This is a genomic window from Actinoplanes sp. NPDC023801, from assembly GCF_040639655.1.
GTDB lineage: Bacteria > Actinomycetota > Actinomycetes > Mycobacteriales > Micromonosporaceae > Actinoplanes.
Genome location: NZ_JBFAAI010000019.1, coordinates 147292 through 163271 on the forward strand (window position 1 = coordinate 147292; position 15980 = coordinate 163271).

The 15980-nt window shown below is 70.3% G+C and carries 14 protein-coding genes; 5 read left to right on the forward strand and 9 right to left on the reverse strand.

The window, feature by feature from the left end; translation table 11 throughout:
- Positions 1–6: 6 nt before the first annotated feature.
- Complete coding sequence (locus AB0G04_RS29630) at positions 7–777, reverse strand: sulfite exporter TauE/SafE family protein (RefSeq protein WP_360989097.1); 771 nt, start codon at positions 775–777, stop codon at positions 7–9.
- A 10-nt stretch (positions 778–787) separates the two neighbouring features.
- Positions 788–2029 carry a hypothetical protein gene (locus AB0G04_RS29635; protein ID WP_360989100.1) on the reverse strand — a complete coding sequence of 414 codons (1242 nt, stop codon included), beginning with the start codon at positions 2027–2029 and terminating at the stop codon, positions 788–790.
- Between the two features lie 138 nt (positions 2030–2167).
- On the opposite strand from AB0G04_RS29635, the gene AB0G04_RS29640 reads away from it, so the two are divergent.
- Together AB0G04_RS29640 and AB0G04_RS29645 are read left to right on the forward strand one after the other, a co-directional pair.
- The gene (locus AB0G04_RS29640; RefSeq protein ID WP_360989103.1) at positions 2168–2668 is read left to right on the forward strand and encodes a SigE family RNA polymerase sigma factor; all 501 of its coding nucleotides are present in this window, start codon (positions 2168–2170) and stop codon (positions 2666–2668) included.
- Positions 2665–3495 (forward strand): hypothetical protein, encoded by an 831-nt coding sequence (locus AB0G04_RS29645; protein WP_360989106.1) that lies wholly within the window; start codon positions 2665–2667, stop codon positions 3493–3495. The genes AB0G04_RS29640 and AB0G04_RS29645 overlap by 4 nt, the downstream gene beginning before the upstream one ends.
- An 88-nt stretch (positions 3496–3583) precedes the next feature.
- Here the strand turns inward: AB0G04_RS29645 and AB0G04_RS29650 are convergent, their stop codons facing one another.
- From AB0G04_RS29650 to AB0G04_RS29665, 4 genes are all read right to left on the reverse strand, one after another.
- Positions 3584–5161, reverse strand: a complete 1578-nt coding sequence (locus tag AB0G04_RS29650; RefSeq protein ID WP_360989109.1) for a hypothetical protein — start codon at positions 5159–5161, stop codon at positions 3584–3586.
- Positions 5137–5808: a prepilin-type N-terminal cleavage/methylation domain-containing protein gene (locus AB0G04_RS29655; protein ID WP_360989112.1), complete on the reverse strand. Its 672-nt coding sequence runs from the start codon at positions 5806–5808 to the stop codon at positions 5137–5139. Before AB0G04_RS29655 ends, AB0G04_RS29650 begins: the two co-directional genes overlap by 25 nt.
- A 17-nt stretch (positions 5809–5825) precedes the next feature.
- On the reverse strand, positions 5826–7583 hold the full coding sequence (locus tag AB0G04_RS29660) for a putative Ig domain-containing protein (protein WP_360989114.1): 1758 nt from the start codon (positions 7581–7583) through the stop codon (positions 5826–5828).
- A 76-nt stretch (positions 7584–7659) separates the two neighbouring features.
- A complete protein-coding gene (locus AB0G04_RS29665; protein ID WP_360989116.1) occupies positions 7660–8658 on the reverse strand; it encodes a polyprenyl synthetase family protein in 999 nt (332 codons plus the stop codon).
- 66 nt (positions 8659–8724) lie between these two features.
- On the opposite strand from AB0G04_RS29665, the gene AB0G04_RS29670 reads away from it, so the two are divergent.
- Positions 8725–9891, forward strand: coding sequence for an acyl-CoA dehydrogenase family protein (locus AB0G04_RS29670; RefSeq protein WP_360989118.1), 1167 nt, complete (start codon positions 8725–8727; stop codon positions 9889–9891).
- A gap of 7 nt (positions 9892–9898) precedes the next feature.
- Here the strand turns inward: AB0G04_RS29670 and AB0G04_RS29675 are convergent, their stop codons facing one another.
- From AB0G04_RS29675 to AB0G04_RS29685, 3 genes are read right to left on the reverse strand one after another with little or no spacing between them, the layout of a single operon-like run.
- Positions 9899–11524: a substrate-binding domain-containing protein gene (locus AB0G04_RS29675; RefSeq protein ID WP_360989121.1), complete on the reverse strand. Its 1626-nt coding sequence runs from the start codon at positions 11522–11524 to the stop codon at positions 9899–9901.
- A complete protein-coding gene (locus AB0G04_RS29680) occupies positions 11521–12594 on the reverse strand; it encodes a hypothetical protein (RefSeq protein ID WP_360989124.1) in 1074 nt (357 codons plus the stop codon). Before AB0G04_RS29680 ends, AB0G04_RS29675 begins: the two co-directional genes overlap by 4 nt.
- Positions 12591–13643 (reverse strand): serine/threonine-protein kinase, encoded by a 1053-nt coding sequence (locus AB0G04_RS29685; RefSeq protein WP_360989127.1) that lies wholly within the window; start codon positions 13641–13643, stop codon positions 12591–12593. Before AB0G04_RS29685 ends, AB0G04_RS29680 begins: the two co-directional genes overlap by 4 nt.
- A gap of 192 nt (positions 13644–13835) precedes the next feature.
- Between AB0G04_RS29685 and AB0G04_RS29690 the strand changes: the two genes are divergently transcribed.
- Positions 13836–15080 carry a VWA domain-containing protein gene (locus AB0G04_RS29690; RefSeq protein ID WP_360989129.1) on the forward strand — a complete coding sequence of 415 codons (1245 nt, stop codon included), beginning with the start codon at positions 13836–13838 and terminating at the stop codon, positions 15078–15080.
- Between the two features lie 2 nt (positions 15081–15082).
- Positions 15083–15850, forward strand: a complete 768-nt coding sequence (locus AB0G04_RS29695) for a peptidase (protein WP_360989131.1) — start codon at positions 15083–15085, stop codon at positions 15848–15850.
- Positions 15851–15980: the final 130 nt, after the last annotated feature.

The window sequence follows — 15980 nt, forward strand, 5'->3', positions numbered from 1 at the left end:
GCAAGATCACCGGATCTGCCAGGGGGACACGTAGGAGATGGCGAGCGCCACGGCGAGGGCGCCGAGCAGGAAACGTAGCGCGGCCTCCGGGATGTGCCGTTGCAGCCGTGCGCCGAGGTAGCCGCCGATCAGACCGCCGAGGCCGCACAGCAGACCGAGCGCCCAGTGCGGGGCGATCTGACCCTCACCGGTGATCAGGGCGATCAGCCCGAACGTCGCGGCGCCGGCGATCGAGGTGACGAAGGTGGACGCCAGTGCGGCGGGGGCGACCGTGGCCATCGGGATGCCGCCGCCGGCGAGGACGGGGCCGAGCAGCGAACCGCCGCCGATGCCGTAGATCCCGCCGATGACGCCCACTCCCACCCCGAGCGGGATGACCGGGATGTTCCGCTGCCGGGGCCGGGCCGGACGCCACGCGCGGAGGCACAGCCACAGTCCGAGGGGAAGCAGCACCGCGGCGACGACGATGCGGAACACTCTCGGTCCGGGCAGGGCGAAGACCCTGACGAACGCACCGATGATCACGCCGGGGAGCGTTCCGAGGATCAAGAGCCTGGTCAGCGTACGATCAAAGCCGCCCTGCCGAAGGTATCGCAGGAGCGCGCCGGGCCCGGCCACGACGTTGTAGAGCAGATTGGTCGGGGTGACCGCCGGGTTGGGCACGTGCAGGACGCTGAGTTGGACCGGCAGCAGGAAGACCGCGCCGGAGACTCCCACCGGCGCGGTCACGATCGAGATGAGGAAGCCGGCCAGCAAGCCGGTAATTCCTATTTCCATGATCGATAAACTAGCCTACGGTGATCGCTCCGCCGGCCGCGCGGACGCAGCTCACCTCCCGTGCCGCGGTGGCGGCGGCACCGGTCAGGCAGCGGGCCAGCACACCGTGGCCGGCCGCGTTCGGATGCCACGACTCCTGGCAGGTCTGGTAGTAGGTGACACAGGTGTTGGCGAACCGCTGGATGGCGAGCTTGTCGTAGCCGCCCAGGTCGGTGACGAAGACCCCGGTCGTGCCGTCCTGCACCCGGATCGGGGTGGCCAGGGTCGCGGCCGGGTCGGTGCTCGCCTCGCAGAGCCGGGCGCCGTCGAACGCCCTCTGCACGTTCAGCTTCACCAGCTGCGGGAAGTCGGCCTTGAGCGACTCGTGAACCGAGGTCACCAGCCCGCCGAGGGAGGTGGAGAACGCGTGCCCGGCCGGCAGGCTGGCCCGGTGGATGGGGCAGCCGGCCCGGTAACGCTCGGCACCGAGGGCCCGGAACTTGTCCCGGTCGTCGGCGCGGCCGTCCTCCTCGACGAGGCCCGGCAGCACGTCCGTGGCGAGCGGATTGGTGTAGTCCTGCAGCACCACCCGGTGCTGCCCGTCCGGGTCGATCTGGTCCAGGACGGTCAGCAGCTCACGGACCGCGGCGGTGGTCTCGGCCGCGGCCGACTGCAGCTGCGCCGCCGTGGCCAGGTCGTCCGGCGCGCACGGCTGCTGCGGTACGGGCCCGTTGATGTAGGCCCAGAACTCCCACCAGCCGGTCCAGGCGTCGGCGATGAACCGGTTGGCGCACTCGATCGCGACGTCGCCGAAGGTGAACGAGCTGTTGTTCGACCCGATCCCGAGCAGCACCAGGTCGATGTCGTGGGTCTGCGCGACGGCCCGCAACTGCTCGATCTGCGAGGCGACCTGCCGGCCGCCGGTCCGGGTGCCGGAGGCTGAGGCGATGTCGTACGGGCGGCCACCCGAACAGGCGAGGTTGAACCGGGCCGCGATGCCGGGCAGTTCGGCCCGGAAGATCGACGCGTTCGCCGATCGGTGACAGAAGTAGGCGTTGGAGTTGGCGGCGGACCAACCGGGGAATCCCTGGGCGACGCCGTTGGCGTCGGGGACCGGCTGGTAGGCGCCGGCCCCCTCGCCGCTGATGAAGCTGTCGCCGAGCGCCACGGCTGCGGAAGGCAGCGCGGCAGCGGCCGGTACGGCGGGAATGAACAGGACGAATGCGGCGAGGACGGCGGTCAGGACATGGAAGGGGAGCGATTTCCGGGCCATGTCGCATCTGATCATCCACTCCGGAGCGACGTCAATATGACCCATGGGGAAGGTAGGTATCGCCTGAACAGCCCTTGCCGCTGACCTGGCAAGATCTCTAACGTCGTCCGGTCCGAGGGGAACGAGGAGGGGGCAACCGTGCGCGACGACGCGTTCCGCGCGTATTTCGAGCGGCATCATGCCTCGCTGTCCCGTCTTGCCTACCTGATGACCGGCGAGTCGGAAATCGCCGACGACCTGGCGGCCGACGCGCTGACCGAGGTGTGGCGGCACTGGGACCGGGTGACCGCGGCCGATGACCCGGCCGCCTACGGGCACGGCATCGTGATGAACCTGGCCCGGAACTGGGTGCGCCGCCGCAGCCGGGAGAGGCTGCTGTCGTTCGAGCCGCTGCGCCGGGGCCGTGACACCGACGTGCCGGCCGTCCTCGACGTACGCGGGGCGCTGCGCCGGCTGCCGCATCGCCGGCGCGCCTGCGTGGTCCTGCGTTATGCGTTCGACCTGCCGGAACGCGAGGTGGCGGCGATACTCGGGATCTCCGTGGGCGCGGTCAAGAGCGCGACGTCCCGCGGCGCGAAACAGCTTGCCGGACTATTGGGGGAACACGTCCGCATCGACGGCTGGGAGGCGGCACGATGAAGTTCTCCGACGACCGGCTGCGGGCCGCACTGCGGGCCGAGGCGGCCTCGCACCGCCCCGACCGTGACGCCATGCTCGATCGCATCACCATGGCCGCGATGCGGGACACCGGTCACGCCCGCCGCATGCTGAGCCTGCGCGGCCGGACGGGCGCCGTCGTGGCCACCGTCGTGGCGATCTTCGGTGGCGGCGGGGTCGGCACGTGGGCGCTCACCGGGGCCGGGGACCGCGGCCCGGTGAACCCGGCCCTCCCGGTGACCACGACCGCGACCACGCCGAGTCCCGGCGGCACGACCCCCGCCGGTGCCACGCCGTCAGCCGCCCCGACGAAGCCGGTCCCGTCCCGCGGTACCCCCTCGGAGCGGCCCGGCACACCGGCGACCGCGACGCCGTCATCCAGCCCCACGCGTGAGCGGCCCCCCAGGACCGGGGTCAGCCAGGGCCCGCTGTGGTCCGACGGCTCGATCGACCCGGACAGCGGCGACACGACGGGCGCAAGCGTCGTCACCCTGAAGACGACCCAGGAGCTGACCGCTCTGGACGTGGTGATCCGGGTGGCCCGGACCGACGGACTGACCTCCCGGGGCGGCACGAAGCAGACCCCCGGGGCGAGCGTCACCGCCACGGTCACCGAGGAGGCGGGCGCCTACCTCTACCGGTTCACGCTCTCCTCGGCCGACACCCTCGACCCCGGCACATACACGTTCACGGCCAGGTACACGTACCCGTCCGGCGGCCGCGACGCCGGCGGCGACACCTACCGGGCCGTCGCCACGGCCGCCGGCGGAAACGTGGCCGTCCAGGGCGATTTCCCACCCACCGGCTGACCTTCGCCATACGCCCCACCACGCGTCAGTGCTGTCTCCCGCGGTGGAAGACAGCACTGACGTCAGGCTCGCGTGTGGTGGACCCGGATCAGTTCTCGATGATGTCGGTGATCGGGCTGGAGTTGCTGATGTTCGGCGGGGCGTTCCACTTCTGCAGCTCGGAGCTGCTGCACGTGGCGACCTTGACCCTGCTGGTGCCGTCGCCGTGCAGGTCGACGCCCTTGACCCCGCCCTTCAAGTCGGTCGGCTGGAGGCAGAGACCCGCGCTGTCCTCGATGCGGTAGCTGGTGGTGTAGCTGTTGGTCTTGCGGCGCACGTTCCAGATCAGCTCGCTGGGGATCCCGGTGAGGCTGGTGGCGTTCGCCTGCGGGCATCCGGTCTTCGTCACCGTCACCCAGCTGGTGGAGGTGGCCACCCTCGGCGACCTCAGGCAGAACCGGGAGCCGTCGGTGATGATGTAGATGACGCCCTTCTTCTCGACCGCCGGGAGGACCGGGACCGGGTGCAGCCAGGTCTGGTTCCAGTCGACGACACCGTTGGGGTCCTGCTTGCAGAACCACGCGATCATGTACGAGGAGCTCGTGCTCCGGCTGGTGACGTCCAGGCAGCGACTGAACTGGGCGTAGTTGACCAGCTGGTACGTCTCCTCACCGGCCATGCCGGCGCCGACCCCGGCGTCGAAGCGCCACACGTTCACCGCGCCGTTGGAACTGCAGGTGCCCAGCTGGACGTTGGAGTCGACGTTGTTGGGCGTGGTCAGGCTGGCACAGTAGTTCTCCACCTTCCGGTCGGCGCTCGTCGACTTGAGGAAGCTGCTGTTGTCGAGGCTCCACTGGTAGAGCGGGTTGATGGTCGCGCTCGGGCTCGGGCAATGCTGGAAGCCCAGCTGACTGCCGACGGCGTGAGCGGTCGCCGCGAACACGCACATGCCGTTCGGGTAGTTGGTCGAGGCGGAGTTGACGAGCTTGATGTAGAGCTCTTTGGTGTATTCGAACTGCTGTGTGGTGGAGCCGTTGCAGGTCCGCATCTTGAGCGGCGCGCCCGGCAAGGGGTAGTTCGTGACCGCGTCCATGCAGAGGAAGCCGGTGGTGGAGGAGTCGATCCGGATCACACCGCCGGTGCTCTGCAGGTTCCGGTTGTCGAGCTTGAACGTGTACTTGGCGTCCAGGCCGCGGGTGATGTAGTAGGGCTTGCTCGGGTCGGTGCCCGCGGGTGCCATGTTGAGGGTTCCCAGACCCTCCGAGTGCAGTTCCGCCCGCTTCGGGGCCTCCTTGAGCGGGCATTCCAGCTTCCGGTCGTCCTCCGCGAAGTACGTGACGGTGACCTTGTACGGAAGCTTCTCCCCGCTCACGCCGGCGTCGCCCTCGATGGGCTTGCGGCAGTCGGGAAGGTTTTCCAGCAGGCCGGTCTTCTCGTCGGGCTCGCCGTACGATGCGGCCGCGACCTGGGCCATCACGACGTCCAGGCCGATCCGGGCACCGGCGAGAGCGACGGCGCGGTCCTTCACCACTCGTGAGCTCTGGACCTGCCGGACCACCACCGGCAGCAGGGCCACCGACAGGACCAGTCCGATGGAGACCGCCAGCATCGCCATGGTCAGCGATCCACGGTCGTCGTCGATTCCATGCCGCTTCGTCATGGTCACGGCCTCGCTGCTCCGGTGCATCGCTTCTCCGTCGTCTCGCCGTCGAGGTTTTCGCTGGTGATGTTCTGGGAGGTGAAGGTCATGTCGACCGGCTGCTCCACGGTGCCGTTCGTCGCCTTGAAACGGAGCTGGACCGACGAGTACTTGTTGCCGCTCGCGGTGATCACTCCGTCCGCAGGCGTCTTGACCTTGTCACTCGGCGGCTGGTAGACGGTGAACGGTCGCGCGCCGTTGTCGAGGGAGATCCCGGTGGCGAGGGTGGCCGGTGCGGTCGGCGTCAGGCTGGGCAGGTCCCACGTCGCCAGCCGCAGGACGTTCCTCGTGGTGTCGAGCTGGAGCTGCCGGCAACGTGCCTGGCTGACGGTGCCGTTGGGCAGCTTCTGCCCGGGGATCGCGTACTCGATGTACCAGCGGGTCCCGTCCAGTCCGAGCGCCGGGGCGGACACGTGGATCGCGTACCGCAGCTCCCGGTCGAGCCGGCCCATGCTGACATCCAGCTGGTCGGCGGCGAACGAGATCTGCTCGGTCCGCTTGACGTCGGCGAACATCCGGACGAGCGAGGTCGTGACCACGGCCATCACCACGGACATGACGGCCATCGCGGCCACGATCTCCGTCAGCGAGTAACCCTCGTCGCCGGACGGCCGCCGGCGTGTCCACTGCCGCATCCGGGTCTCCTCCCCGCTCAACTGACTGTCCAGACGAAGGTGTAGAGGGCGTTCGCCGTGACCGGGGCCACACTGTTCGCCGTCAACGTGACGACGTAGGCACCGGGAACGGTCGGTGTGCCGGTGAAGGTCTTCGTGCCCCTGTTCCACGTCACGCCCGGCGGCAGTGTCAACAGGCTGACCACGTCGACCTGGGTGGCATACGCGCCGATCTCCATGGCGTTGGTGGCGACCGTCAGATCGACCGGCTGGTTCCGGGGCGTGGTCACGTTGCCCGTCGGCGCGGTGAACTTCAGACCGCCCGCCGAGGTGACCTCCAGGACGAAGGTGCCGGTGGCCGTCACGCCCTGCCCGTCCTTGACCGTGACGACCGGCAGGTACCGGCCCGGTGTGAGCACCGGCAGCCCGGTGATCACGCCGGTGGCCGGGTTGATCGCGAGCTCCGCCGGAAGACCGGTGGCGCTGTACGTGTACGTGCCGTCCCCGCCCGTGGCGACCACCGGGATGTTGACCGTCGAGAGAACCGGAACCTGCTTGTCCGGGACCGGGGTGAGGGCCAGCGGCGGCTGTTGCTGCTGCTGCTGAACGGTGTGGGTGAAGGTCAGGGACGCCGTCATGTCGTTGAAGTCGGCCACCGTGACGGTGGTGGTGTAGGTCTGGGTCGCGGTGCCGGTGATCGAGCCGTCGGGGTTCAGTGTCAGCCCGGCCGGCAGCGCCGGCTCGGCGGCGAGCGTGAACGGTCCCACCCCACCGGTCAGCAGTTTCAGGTTCACCGCGTCGCCGACCTTGTTCGTCGGCGCCGTGGCGAGGGTGAGGGCAGGCAGGTCGACAACCTTCCACGTCAACGTGGTGTCCTGGTCGGCCCGGGGGGACACCGAACCGGCGGGTGCCTCGTTCTCGACCACCCTGAGGTAGGTGCCGGTGGTGGCGTACGACCAGGTGCCGACCTTCGTCGGAGTCCCGGTGATGTTGCCGGTCAGCTCGTCGATCTTCAGACCGTCGGGCAGGTTGACGGCAGTCCAGTGGTTGGGCAGGTTGCCACCACGCACGTTCATCTTGACGTTGATCTTGTCGAAGTTCCGGTAGAAGGTCTTCATGTACGGCGGCCAGATGTCCGGCCAGCTGCGCTTGTTGCTGAACGCCCCTTCGTCCGCCTTGCGGGAGATGAGCGTCGAGGCGATGTGAACGCAGGTCCGCTCGGCGTTCGCCGTGCAGCCGTTGTTCTTCCAGTCGATCAGCACGACCACCCGGAAGTACTGCAGGATCCACAGGTCGTCCGGCCGCTTCGGGTTGCCGGCCTCCAGTGGCCGGACACAGCTGTCGTCGTCGAGGTCCAGGTAGACCTCGCACGGGCCGACGAAGACCGTCCTCCCGAACTCGGTGCCGCTGACGAACGACGTCTTCCGTTCGGTCGGCAGAGCCGCGTTCTCGCCGCCGGTGACACCGGCGATCCCATCGGCCTTCATGTTGTCGAAGTACGGCTTCAGCTTGTCCTTGAAGGGGCCGGTGGAAGCGTCCTGGAACTGTTTGTCGACAAGCGTCTGGCCGCGGCCGTCGAGCAGCGCGGACTCTTCGAGGGCGCGGATCTGCTCGAGTACGTTGCTGGCGATCACTGAGGCGTTGCGCTGGTCACGCTGCTGGGCGACGGCCAGCGAGCCGTTCACGAAGACCGTGCCGAGCCCGGTCATGGTGACGCTGAGCACAGTCAGCGCCATCAGCATCTCGATGAGGCTGAAGCCCTCATCGCCATGCTTGCCGACACGTTCGCCGCGCATCTGACTCCCCCGCTGGTCCGAAGGCATGAATCTGCCTACGGGCTCCATCGGCAGGGGGCCGCGGGAGTGGAGAGTTTCAGCCTGTGCGATCCGCGATGTACTCGCAGAGCTGCTCCAGTGCCCGGCGGGCCGCCCCGGCGGGCAGGGTGCCGGCGCTGCGAACTGCCGCCCCGGCATAGCCGTGCACCGTCTCCCGGGCCTGTTTCAGCGCCGCCGACTCCCGCAGCAGGCCGAGCGCCTCGGCGTGCTCCTCATCGTCGGTGAGGGGGCCCTTCGAGAGGAGTTCCCGCAGACGGGGATTGCCGGCCGACGGATCGGACAGCGCGTAGAGCACCGGCAGGGTGGGCACGCCCTCCCGCAGGTCGGTGCCGGGCGTCTTGCCGGACTGGGCGGTCTCCGAGGCGATGTCGAGCAGGTCGTCGGAGAGCTGGAAAGCGATGCCGATCGCGGTGCCGTACTCGGCGAGCGTCTCGACGTGGTGTGCCGGCAGACCGGAGAAGAGGCCACCGAACCGGGCCGAAGTGGCGATCAGCGAGGCGGTCTTGTCCTCGACCGCGCGCAGGTGATGCCGGATCGGGTCGCCGCCGCGCGGGCCGACGGTCTCCGCCAGCTGCCCCCGCACCAGCTGAGCGAGAGTGCGCGCCTGCAGCCGGACCGCCTCGTCGCCCAGACCGGCGGCCATCTGCGCGGCACGGGCCAGCAGGAAGTCACCCACGTACACGGCGATCCGGTTGCTCCACCGCGAGTTCGCGCTTGCGGCACCCCGGCGCAACGGCGCCTCGTCCATCACGTCGTCGTGGTACAGCGTGGCCAGGTGGGTGAGTTCCATGAGCACCGCGGACGGCAGCAGCTCGGGCCGGGTGGGATCGCCGAGCTGGGCACAGAGCGAGACGGTCAGTGGCCGGAAGCGCTTGCCGCCGGCCCGCACCAGGTGCGCGGCGGCCTCGTCGATCAGCGGGTCGGGGCTCGTCACGGCGGCCCGCAACTCGTCCTCCACGTCTGTCAGGAAAGCCGCGACCGCATCGCGGACGCCGGGATCGACGAGGTCGCTGAGTCCAGGTATCGAGGCCGCCATGATCAAAAGGCTAGATCATGGCCTCTGAGAGAACGCTGACGAGCCCGGCGGTGCAGAATCGAGGGCATGACCATCACCGATCCGCTCGATCTCCTCGACTTCGACAGCCTGCTCAGCGACGAGGAGCGGCAGATCCGCGAGACGGTGGCACGGTTCGTGTCCGAGCATGTGCGGCCACACGTCGCGGACTGGTTCGAGGCCGGCACCTTCCCCCGCGAACTCGCCCCCGAGCTGGGCAAGCTCGGCGTCCTCGGGATGCACCTGGAGGGCTACGGCTGCGCCGGCACCAGCGCGGTGGCGTACGGCCTGGCCTGCCTGGAACTGGAGGCCGGCGACTCCGGGCTGCGCAGCTTCGTGTCCGTGCAGGGCTCACTCGCGATGTTCTCGATCTGGAAGTACGGGTCGGAGGAGCAGAAACAGGAATGGTTGCCGCGGATGGCGGCCGGCGAGGCGATCGGGTGCTTCGGACTCACCGAGCCCGACTTCGGCAGTGACCCGGCGAACATGCGCACCCGGGCGGTACGCGACGGCAACGACTGGATCCTGAACGGCTCCAAGATGTGGATCACCAACGGCAGCATCGCCGACGTGGCGACCGTCTGGGCCCGTACCGAGGAAGGGGTCCGCGGTTTCCTGATCCCGAAGGACACGCCCGGGTTCACCACCCGCACCATCAAGCGCAAACTGTCGCTGCGTGCCTCGATCACCGGTGAGCTGTCCCTCGACGACGTGCGGCTGCCGGCGTCCGCGCAGCTGCCCGGCGCGCAGGGGCTCGGGGCGCCGCTGAGCTGCCTGAGCGAGGCCCGGTTCGGCATCGTCTTCGGCTCCACCGGTGCCGCCCTCGACAGCCTGCGGACCGCGATCGACTACGCGAACGCCCGCGTCCAGTTCGGCCGGCCGATCGCCGCCTTCCAGCTCACCCAGCAGAAACTCGCAGACATGGCGGTCGACCTGAACACGGCGGCCCTGCTCGCCCTGCACCTGGGCCGGCTCAAGGACGCCGGGGGCGTGAAGCCGCACCAGATCAGCGTCGGCAAGCTGAACAACGTGCGCCGGGCGCTGGCCATCGCCCGCGAGTGCCGGACCATCCTCGGTGGCAGCGGCATCACCCTGGAGTACTCGCCACTGCGGCACGCCAACAACCTGGAGTCGGTGCTCACCTACGAGGGCACCTCGGAGATCCACACCCTGGTGATCGGTCAGGCCCTCACCGGCCACGCCGCCTACCGCTGAACCCCAGCTACTGGTAGCCGCGGATCTGACAGAACACCTTCGTGAGGTCCCCGCCCCGGGCGTCCCACAGCTCACCGCCGCTGACCGTGGCGACGCGCCGCATCTGCTCCTCGGCCGCCTCACCGAACAGCACCGGGAAGACCGGTACCGGCTCGGCGCCGGCCGGGCGCCGCCGGACGTGTTCCTCGAAGTCGGCGAGGGCCCGTCCGCGGTTGCTCTCCCCGTCGGTCATCAGCACGATGCTGGTGAACCGGCCGGCGCCGGCGCTCCGGTCGATCTCCCGGTAGGCGGCGATCAGGGAGTCGTACACCGCGGTGTCACCACCGGCCCGCAGCCGGCCGGCCGCGTCGCGCAGCCGATCGCGGGACGGCTGCGGCCCGGCCGCGTCGACGGTGTACCGCTGCGGTGCGGCCGGCTTCGAGCTGAACGGCAGCAGGGTCACCTCCTCACGGCTGCGGAACCGGCAGTGTTCGCCGGTCAGTGACGTGTTCACCCCGGTCAGGCCCTGGAGTGCGGCCTTGAGCTGTTCCAGCCGCGCGCCCTTCATCGAGCCGGACACGTCAAGCACGTAGACGGTCCGCGACGGCCGGCGGAGCCGGTCCTGGTACGCGGTGAGCAGCCCCTCGATCGCCTCGCGGGTGTCCGGAAAGGACAGTTCCACCGGTGCGGCAGGCAGGCCGGGCGGCAGTACGACCCCGGTGGTGCCCGGACGCCGCCAGGTCCGCGTCACGATCCGCTCCTGTGCCGCACGCCCGCGCAGGTGGGCGGCGAGGCGCTCGTGTGCGTCGCGGGCCCCGGCCGACGCCGCGGTCAGCAGGGTAAGCGGATAGTCGGCGCTGACCACACCGTCGGCGGGCCGGATCACCGTGAGCTGCTCAGGCAGTCTGCCGGACGAATTCAGCTCCAGCAGCGACGCCTCGTAGGTGATCAGCCCGTCGACCGCCGGGCCGGGATCGGCGCCGGTCATCCGCCCGGCGAACGCGTCGGTGAGCCAGCCGGACGACCCCGCGGTGATCCGCTGCCCGCTGAAGAAGCCGGTGAGCGGGGCCGCGACCCGGTCGATCGCGGCCGCGTCGAGGGCCCGGCCGGTGCCGTCCAGGGCCGAGGCGACCGCCACGAGCGCCGAGAAGCCGGTGTTGGAGCTGGCCGGGTCGGTCATCGCGAAGGTGAGCTCGCCCCGGCCGGCGGCGGCCGCGATGTCCTTCCAGGTCGCTGTGCCACCGGTCCAGCCGAGGCGCTGTGTGGTGGCCGGGCGGACGCCGAGCACCACGGGCGAGCCCATGATCCGGGTGGCGTTGCCGAGCCGCTGTTTCGCCTCGGGCAGCGTCTCCAGGTAACGGTTGGAGGAGAACCACAGCGCGTCGTACCTGCCGTCGGCACCGCCGGTGGCGACCCGTTCCGCGCCCTCCAGGCTGCCGATCAGGTCCATCCGGACGGTGACGCCGGTCGCCTTCGCCGCCTCGTCGAGGATCGGCTGCATGTCGGCCAGCTCACTGCCGGCCAGCACCCGCAGCGTGGCGGGCGGCCCGGAGAGCACCGGGGCGGGGCTGGGTGGCGGTGTCCGGGGGACGGCCGGTTCCGTACAGCCGGTGAGCAGTGCCATGGCGGCCAGTGCGGCGGCGACGCGTCTCACTTCGGGCACCGGGCGGCCTTCCGCTGTTCGGCCAGCGCGTCGAGCATCGCTTCGAGCACCTGGTAGTCGGGCGGTTCGACGACCACCGGCGGGTTCGGGCGGTCGACGAGGGTGCGGCCCTGCGGGCGGAACCCGTACTCGGCGGCGATGTCCTTGAGGGTGGCGTCGTCGCGCAGCAGCTTGCCGACGTCGCTGCCGGCCGGGGTCAGCGGCACCAGGGTGTGCCAGGCGTAGACGGTCGGATCGGGGAACAGCAGCACGTGGTCGCCGCCCGCCGGCACCTTCTGCCCGGAGACCGAGTCCAGGAACTGCGACTCGTAGACCAGCGCCATCGGGATGCGTTCCGGGCCGCCCGTCAGGTACTCCTCGAACAGCACACCGCTGGTGTTCGGCTTGGTGCCCTGATCGAGGACGAGCCGGCACAGGTCGGGCAGCAGCTCCGGCAGCGTGTCCGCCCCGCCGACCGGCCGGCCGTCGTTGAGCACCGCCGAGGCGATGGAGAGGAACATGATCGCCGAGTTGGAGTCCGCCGGGTCGGTGGTACGCAACATCACCACGTTGCCGTTCGGTGAGCCGTCGTTGACGGCCTTCCAGGTCGTGCCGGCCCGGCTCATCTCGATCAGCTTCGCGATCGAGACGACGTCACGGCCCTTGACCGTCCGCACCGCCTTCGCCTCGCGCAGCACCTCGACCGTCGGCTTGAACGTGGCCACACCCATCACCGACGAGAACGGCTTGTACGACTCGGTGACACCGCGAGCCTGCATGATCTTCTCGGCGGTCGGGGTGCTGGACGGGAAGGCGAAGTCGTACCCGGTCGCCACCCGGCTCACCATGTCGCGCGAGCCGTCCGCGTCGATCCGCAGCGTGAGGCCGGCACATCCGAGCACCTCGACGACCCGGGCGTCCTTCAGGAACGCCTCCTTCTCCGAGCCCACGATGCCGTTCACCTCGGTCCGCGTCGTGGCGCACGCCCCGGCGGCGACCGTCTCGCCCCCGCTGGTCACCTGCCGGACGACGACCAGGATGAGCAGCACCGCGACTGCGACGGCGACCAGGCGGAGTCTCATCGGGTGGCTCCCCGGCCGATCACACGGGTGGTGTCGTCCACGCCACCGGCGCCCGGCCGGACACCCCAGCTCAGGAACGCGCCGGCCGCGGCGAGGGCCGGCAGTGCCCACAGCACCGACGTCGCGTCGAGGAGACCGGCCGAGGCCAGCGCCGCTCCGGCTCCCGCGCCAAGCACTCCGCCGCCGGCCGGCCAGGCCACGTCCCGCGACAGCCGGAGCGGCTTCCCGGCCACCGGGTTCAGCGCCGCCCACGCGTCCTCACCGAATTCGGCCGCGCTGGCGTACCGCTGATCGGGTTCTTTGGCCAGGCCCCTCTCGACCACCCGGCGCAGCTCCGGCGGAATTGACGGCGGCAACGCCCGCGGCGGGTCGAAGAGGTGCGCCCGCAGCGGGAACGGCATGCCGGTGTCGCCGAACGGCAGTTTGCCGGTCAGCGCCTGGTAGAGGACGACGGCCAGCGAGTAGATGTCGGCACGGTGGTCGGACTGGGTGCCGAGCAGGCGTTCCGGGGCGATGTAGGACGGCGTGCCGACGATCTGGCCGCCACGGGTGATCTCCGGGTCGGCGGTGTCGATGCGGTGCGCGATGCCCCAGTCGAAGAGGTACGCGTGGTCGTGTCCCTGCCGGTGCCCGCGCTCCAGCATGATGTTGGACGGTTTGACGTCCCGGTGCCGCAGGCCCTTGGCGTGCGCGGCGGCCAGCGCGGACGCGATCTGCTGCACGATGTCGACGGCGCGGGCCGGGTTCAGCGGGGCGGTACGGATCTCCTCGGCCAGGGTGATGCCGCGGATCAGGCGCATCGCGATGTACGGCTGCGGCGTCGCCGCGAAGTCGTAGACGGCCACCACGTACGGGTTCTCGATCTCGGCGGCCAGACGCATCTCCCGCAGGAAGCGTTCGCGCAGCTCCGGGTCGAGCAGCGCGGCGGGGGTGAGCAGCTTGAGGGCCACGGTGCGGCCGGTGTGGCCGTCGACCGCCTCCCACACCTCACCCATGCCGCCCTTTCCCAGCAGCGTGATCTTCTGATAGCGGCCGCTCTGCTCGGGCATTTCCACTCCGGACGGCATCGAGGTGCTCGGGACCGGATCGTACGACCGCCGGGCCTGTCAGATTTCCGCCGAAAACAGTGCCAAAGCGCACCACGGAGCGAGCTGTTCATCACACGTTCATCCATGGGTCGCACCGCCCGGAGGGGTGCCCGTCTGCTCCGTACCGGCGAAGCATGTTTATGATCTTGCCGCGTGATCCACAAAAGGCTGTCCATTGTGGCAGCAGCAGGATTGATCGCGGTCGCCGTTCCCGGCGTCTCCCCCGCGCACGCCGAACCCGGGACGGGGACCGAACCACCCGTGGTGGAGCTCGTCCTCGACGTCAGCGGATCGATGAAGGCCGCCGACATCGACGGCGAGACCCGGATGGCGGTCGCCAAACGCGCCTTCAACGACGTCGTCGACGCGCTGCCGGAGACCACCAGACTCGGCATCCGGGTGCTCGGCGCGACCTACGGCGGTAAGAGCAAGCGGCAGGGCTGCCGGGACACCCAGCAGATCGTCGAGGTCGGCCCGGTCAACCGGGTCGCCGCCAAGAACGCCATCGCCACCCTGAAGCCGACCGGATTCACCCCGATCGGCCTGGCCCTGCGCGAGGCGGCGAAGGACCTCGACGGCGCCGGAACCGCCCGCCGGATCGTCCTGATCACCGACGGCGAGGACACCTGCACCCCGCCCGACCCGTGCGACGTGGCCCGCGAACTCGCCGCGCAGGGCACCGACCTGGTCGTTGACACGCTCGGCCTGGCACCCGACGAGAAGACCCGCAAGCAACTGGTCTGCATCTCGCAGGCGACCGGAGGCACGTACGCCGCGGCGCAGAGCGAGGAGGAACTGACCGACCGGATCAAGCAACTGGTCGACCGGGCCGCGCTGCCGCCGCCGGTCACCCCGGCCGTGGTGGCCGGTGCCAAGGACTGCGCGGGTGCGCCACTGCTGGCCGCCGGCGTCTACAGCGACCGGGAACTGATCGGCGAGCACCGCTTCTACCGGGTCGCCGTCTCCGAGGGCGACGAGCTGCGGGCCTCGGTCAGCATCGCGCTGGACCGCCCGCTGAACCGGGACTACGGCGTCCTGATCAAGGCGGCCACCGTGGACGGCCGTGAACTGGTCCGCGGCCTGGACGCGGGCAGTGGCCGGGCCGACGTCATCTCGGCCGGGCTGCGCTGGTCCGGCGACGAGGAACCGGCGCTCTCCGCGATCTCCGAGATCTGCCTGATCGTCAGCAACTCGCTCGCCTCGGCCACCGCGGCCGGCGCACCGGGCATGCCGGTCGAGCTGACCATCGGCCTGGCACCCGCCTCACAGGCCCCGGACGCCCCCGGGCTCGGCCGCGGCTTCCTGCTGCTGTTCGTACTCGCGATCGCCGGGCTGATCGCCGGTGTGCTGGCCGGCTGGCTGACCCGCTGGTGGGTCGCCAAGTGGAAGGAGAACTGATCATGCGGATCCTGTTGGCGGGGGCCGCCCTCGGCCTCACTCTCCTTCCCGCCGTGCCCGCCTGGGCCGACCCCTCCGCGGGTCCGGAGCCCGCCGGTGGCGGCAGCGCCGGCACCAGCTTCCTCAACGCGGTCACGATCGCTCCGGAGCAGCCGGTCAAGGTCGGCGCTGCAATCGGCGACTACCTCTACTGGCAGTTCCCGGCCACCGCCGGACAGCGACCGGAGCTGGCGATCGACGTCGCCCTTCCGGACGAGGGCCGGACCGGAGACCAGTCCTGGACGGTCGAGGTCTTCGACGGCCTGCGCCGGCGCCAGGCCTGCGTGGGCGGCGAGCAGAGCCCCGTCGCTTCCACCACGGTCTCCGAGGTACGGATCGGTTGCCGGCTGCGGCAGGTCCGATCGTGGGCCGAGCCGTGGGACGGTGACCCGCTGCCGGGCACCTATTACGTGCGGCTGTCCAGCACCCGACTACCGGAGAAGGACCTGGGCCTGCCGGTCGAGGTGTCGCTCGCGCTGACCGCGCCTACCGGTGACACCGGCGCCGACCAGGGCGAACTGGCCGCCCCGCTGGTGCCGGTCAACCAGCCCGGCAAGGTCCTGACGACGCCGGTCCCCACGGCGCCGGCTGCGCCCGGGGACGGCGAGGACATGGTCGCGACGGCGTGGCTGCCGGACTTCTCGTCCCGCTGGATCTGGACGGCGGGCGGCGGTGTGCTGGCCGCGGTCGCCGGCCTGATCGGCTTCTCCTGGACCCGTCGCCGGGCCTGACGAACAGCCGGATCTTCGGGGCTGGGCGCTACCGCTGTCTCAGCGGCGCTGAGACGGCGGTAGCCCCCCCCCGGGGGTTCAGCGGGTCGTGCGGGGTCACGACCAACGCCCTGGGGAAGAAGCCGGAGAA

Coding starts and splice junctions, on each gene's coding strand:
- AB0G04_RS29630 (WP_360989097.1), bottom strand. CDS start 777: ATGGAAATAGGAATTACCGGCTTGCTGGCCGGCTTCCTCATCTCGATC.
- AB0G04_RS29635 (WP_360989100.1), bottom strand. CDS start 2,029: ATGGCCCGGAAATCGCTCCCCTTCCATGTCCTGACCGCCGTCCTCGCC.
- AB0G04_RS29645 (WP_360989106.1), top strand. CDS start 2,665: ATGAAGTTCTCCGACGACCGGCTGCGGGCCGCACTGCGGGCCGAGGCG.
- AB0G04_RS29650 (WP_360989109.1), bottom strand. CDS start 5,161: ATGCACCGGAGCAGCGAGGCCGTGACCATGACGAAGCGGCATGGAATC.
- AB0G04_RS29655 (WP_360989112.1), bottom strand. CDS start 5,808: ATGCGGCAGTGGACACGCCGGCGGCCGTCCGGCGACGAGGGTTACTCG.
- AB0G04_RS29660 (WP_360989114.1), bottom strand. CDS start 7,583: ATGCGCGGCGAACGTGTCGGCAAGCATGGCGATGAGGGCTTCAGCCTC.
- AB0G04_RS29665 (WP_360989116.1), bottom strand. CDS start 8,658: ATGGCGGCCTCGATACCTGGACTCAGCGACCTCGTCGATCCCGGCGTC.
- AB0G04_RS29670 (WP_360989118.1), top strand. CDS start 8,725: ATGACCATCACCGATCCGCTCGATCTCCTCGACTTCGACAGCCTGCTC.
- AB0G04_RS29680 (WP_360989124.1), bottom strand. CDS start 12,594: ATGAGACTCCGCCTGGTCGCCGTCGCAGTCGCGGTGCTGCTCATCCTG.
- AB0G04_RS29685 (WP_360989127.1), bottom strand. CDS start 13,643: ATGCCCGAGCAGAGCGGCCGCTATCAGAAGATCACGCTGCTGGGAAAG.
- AB0G04_RS29695 (WP_360989131.1), top strand. CDS start 15,083: ATGCGGATCCTGTTGGCGGGGGCCGCCCTCGGCCTCACTCTCCTTCCC.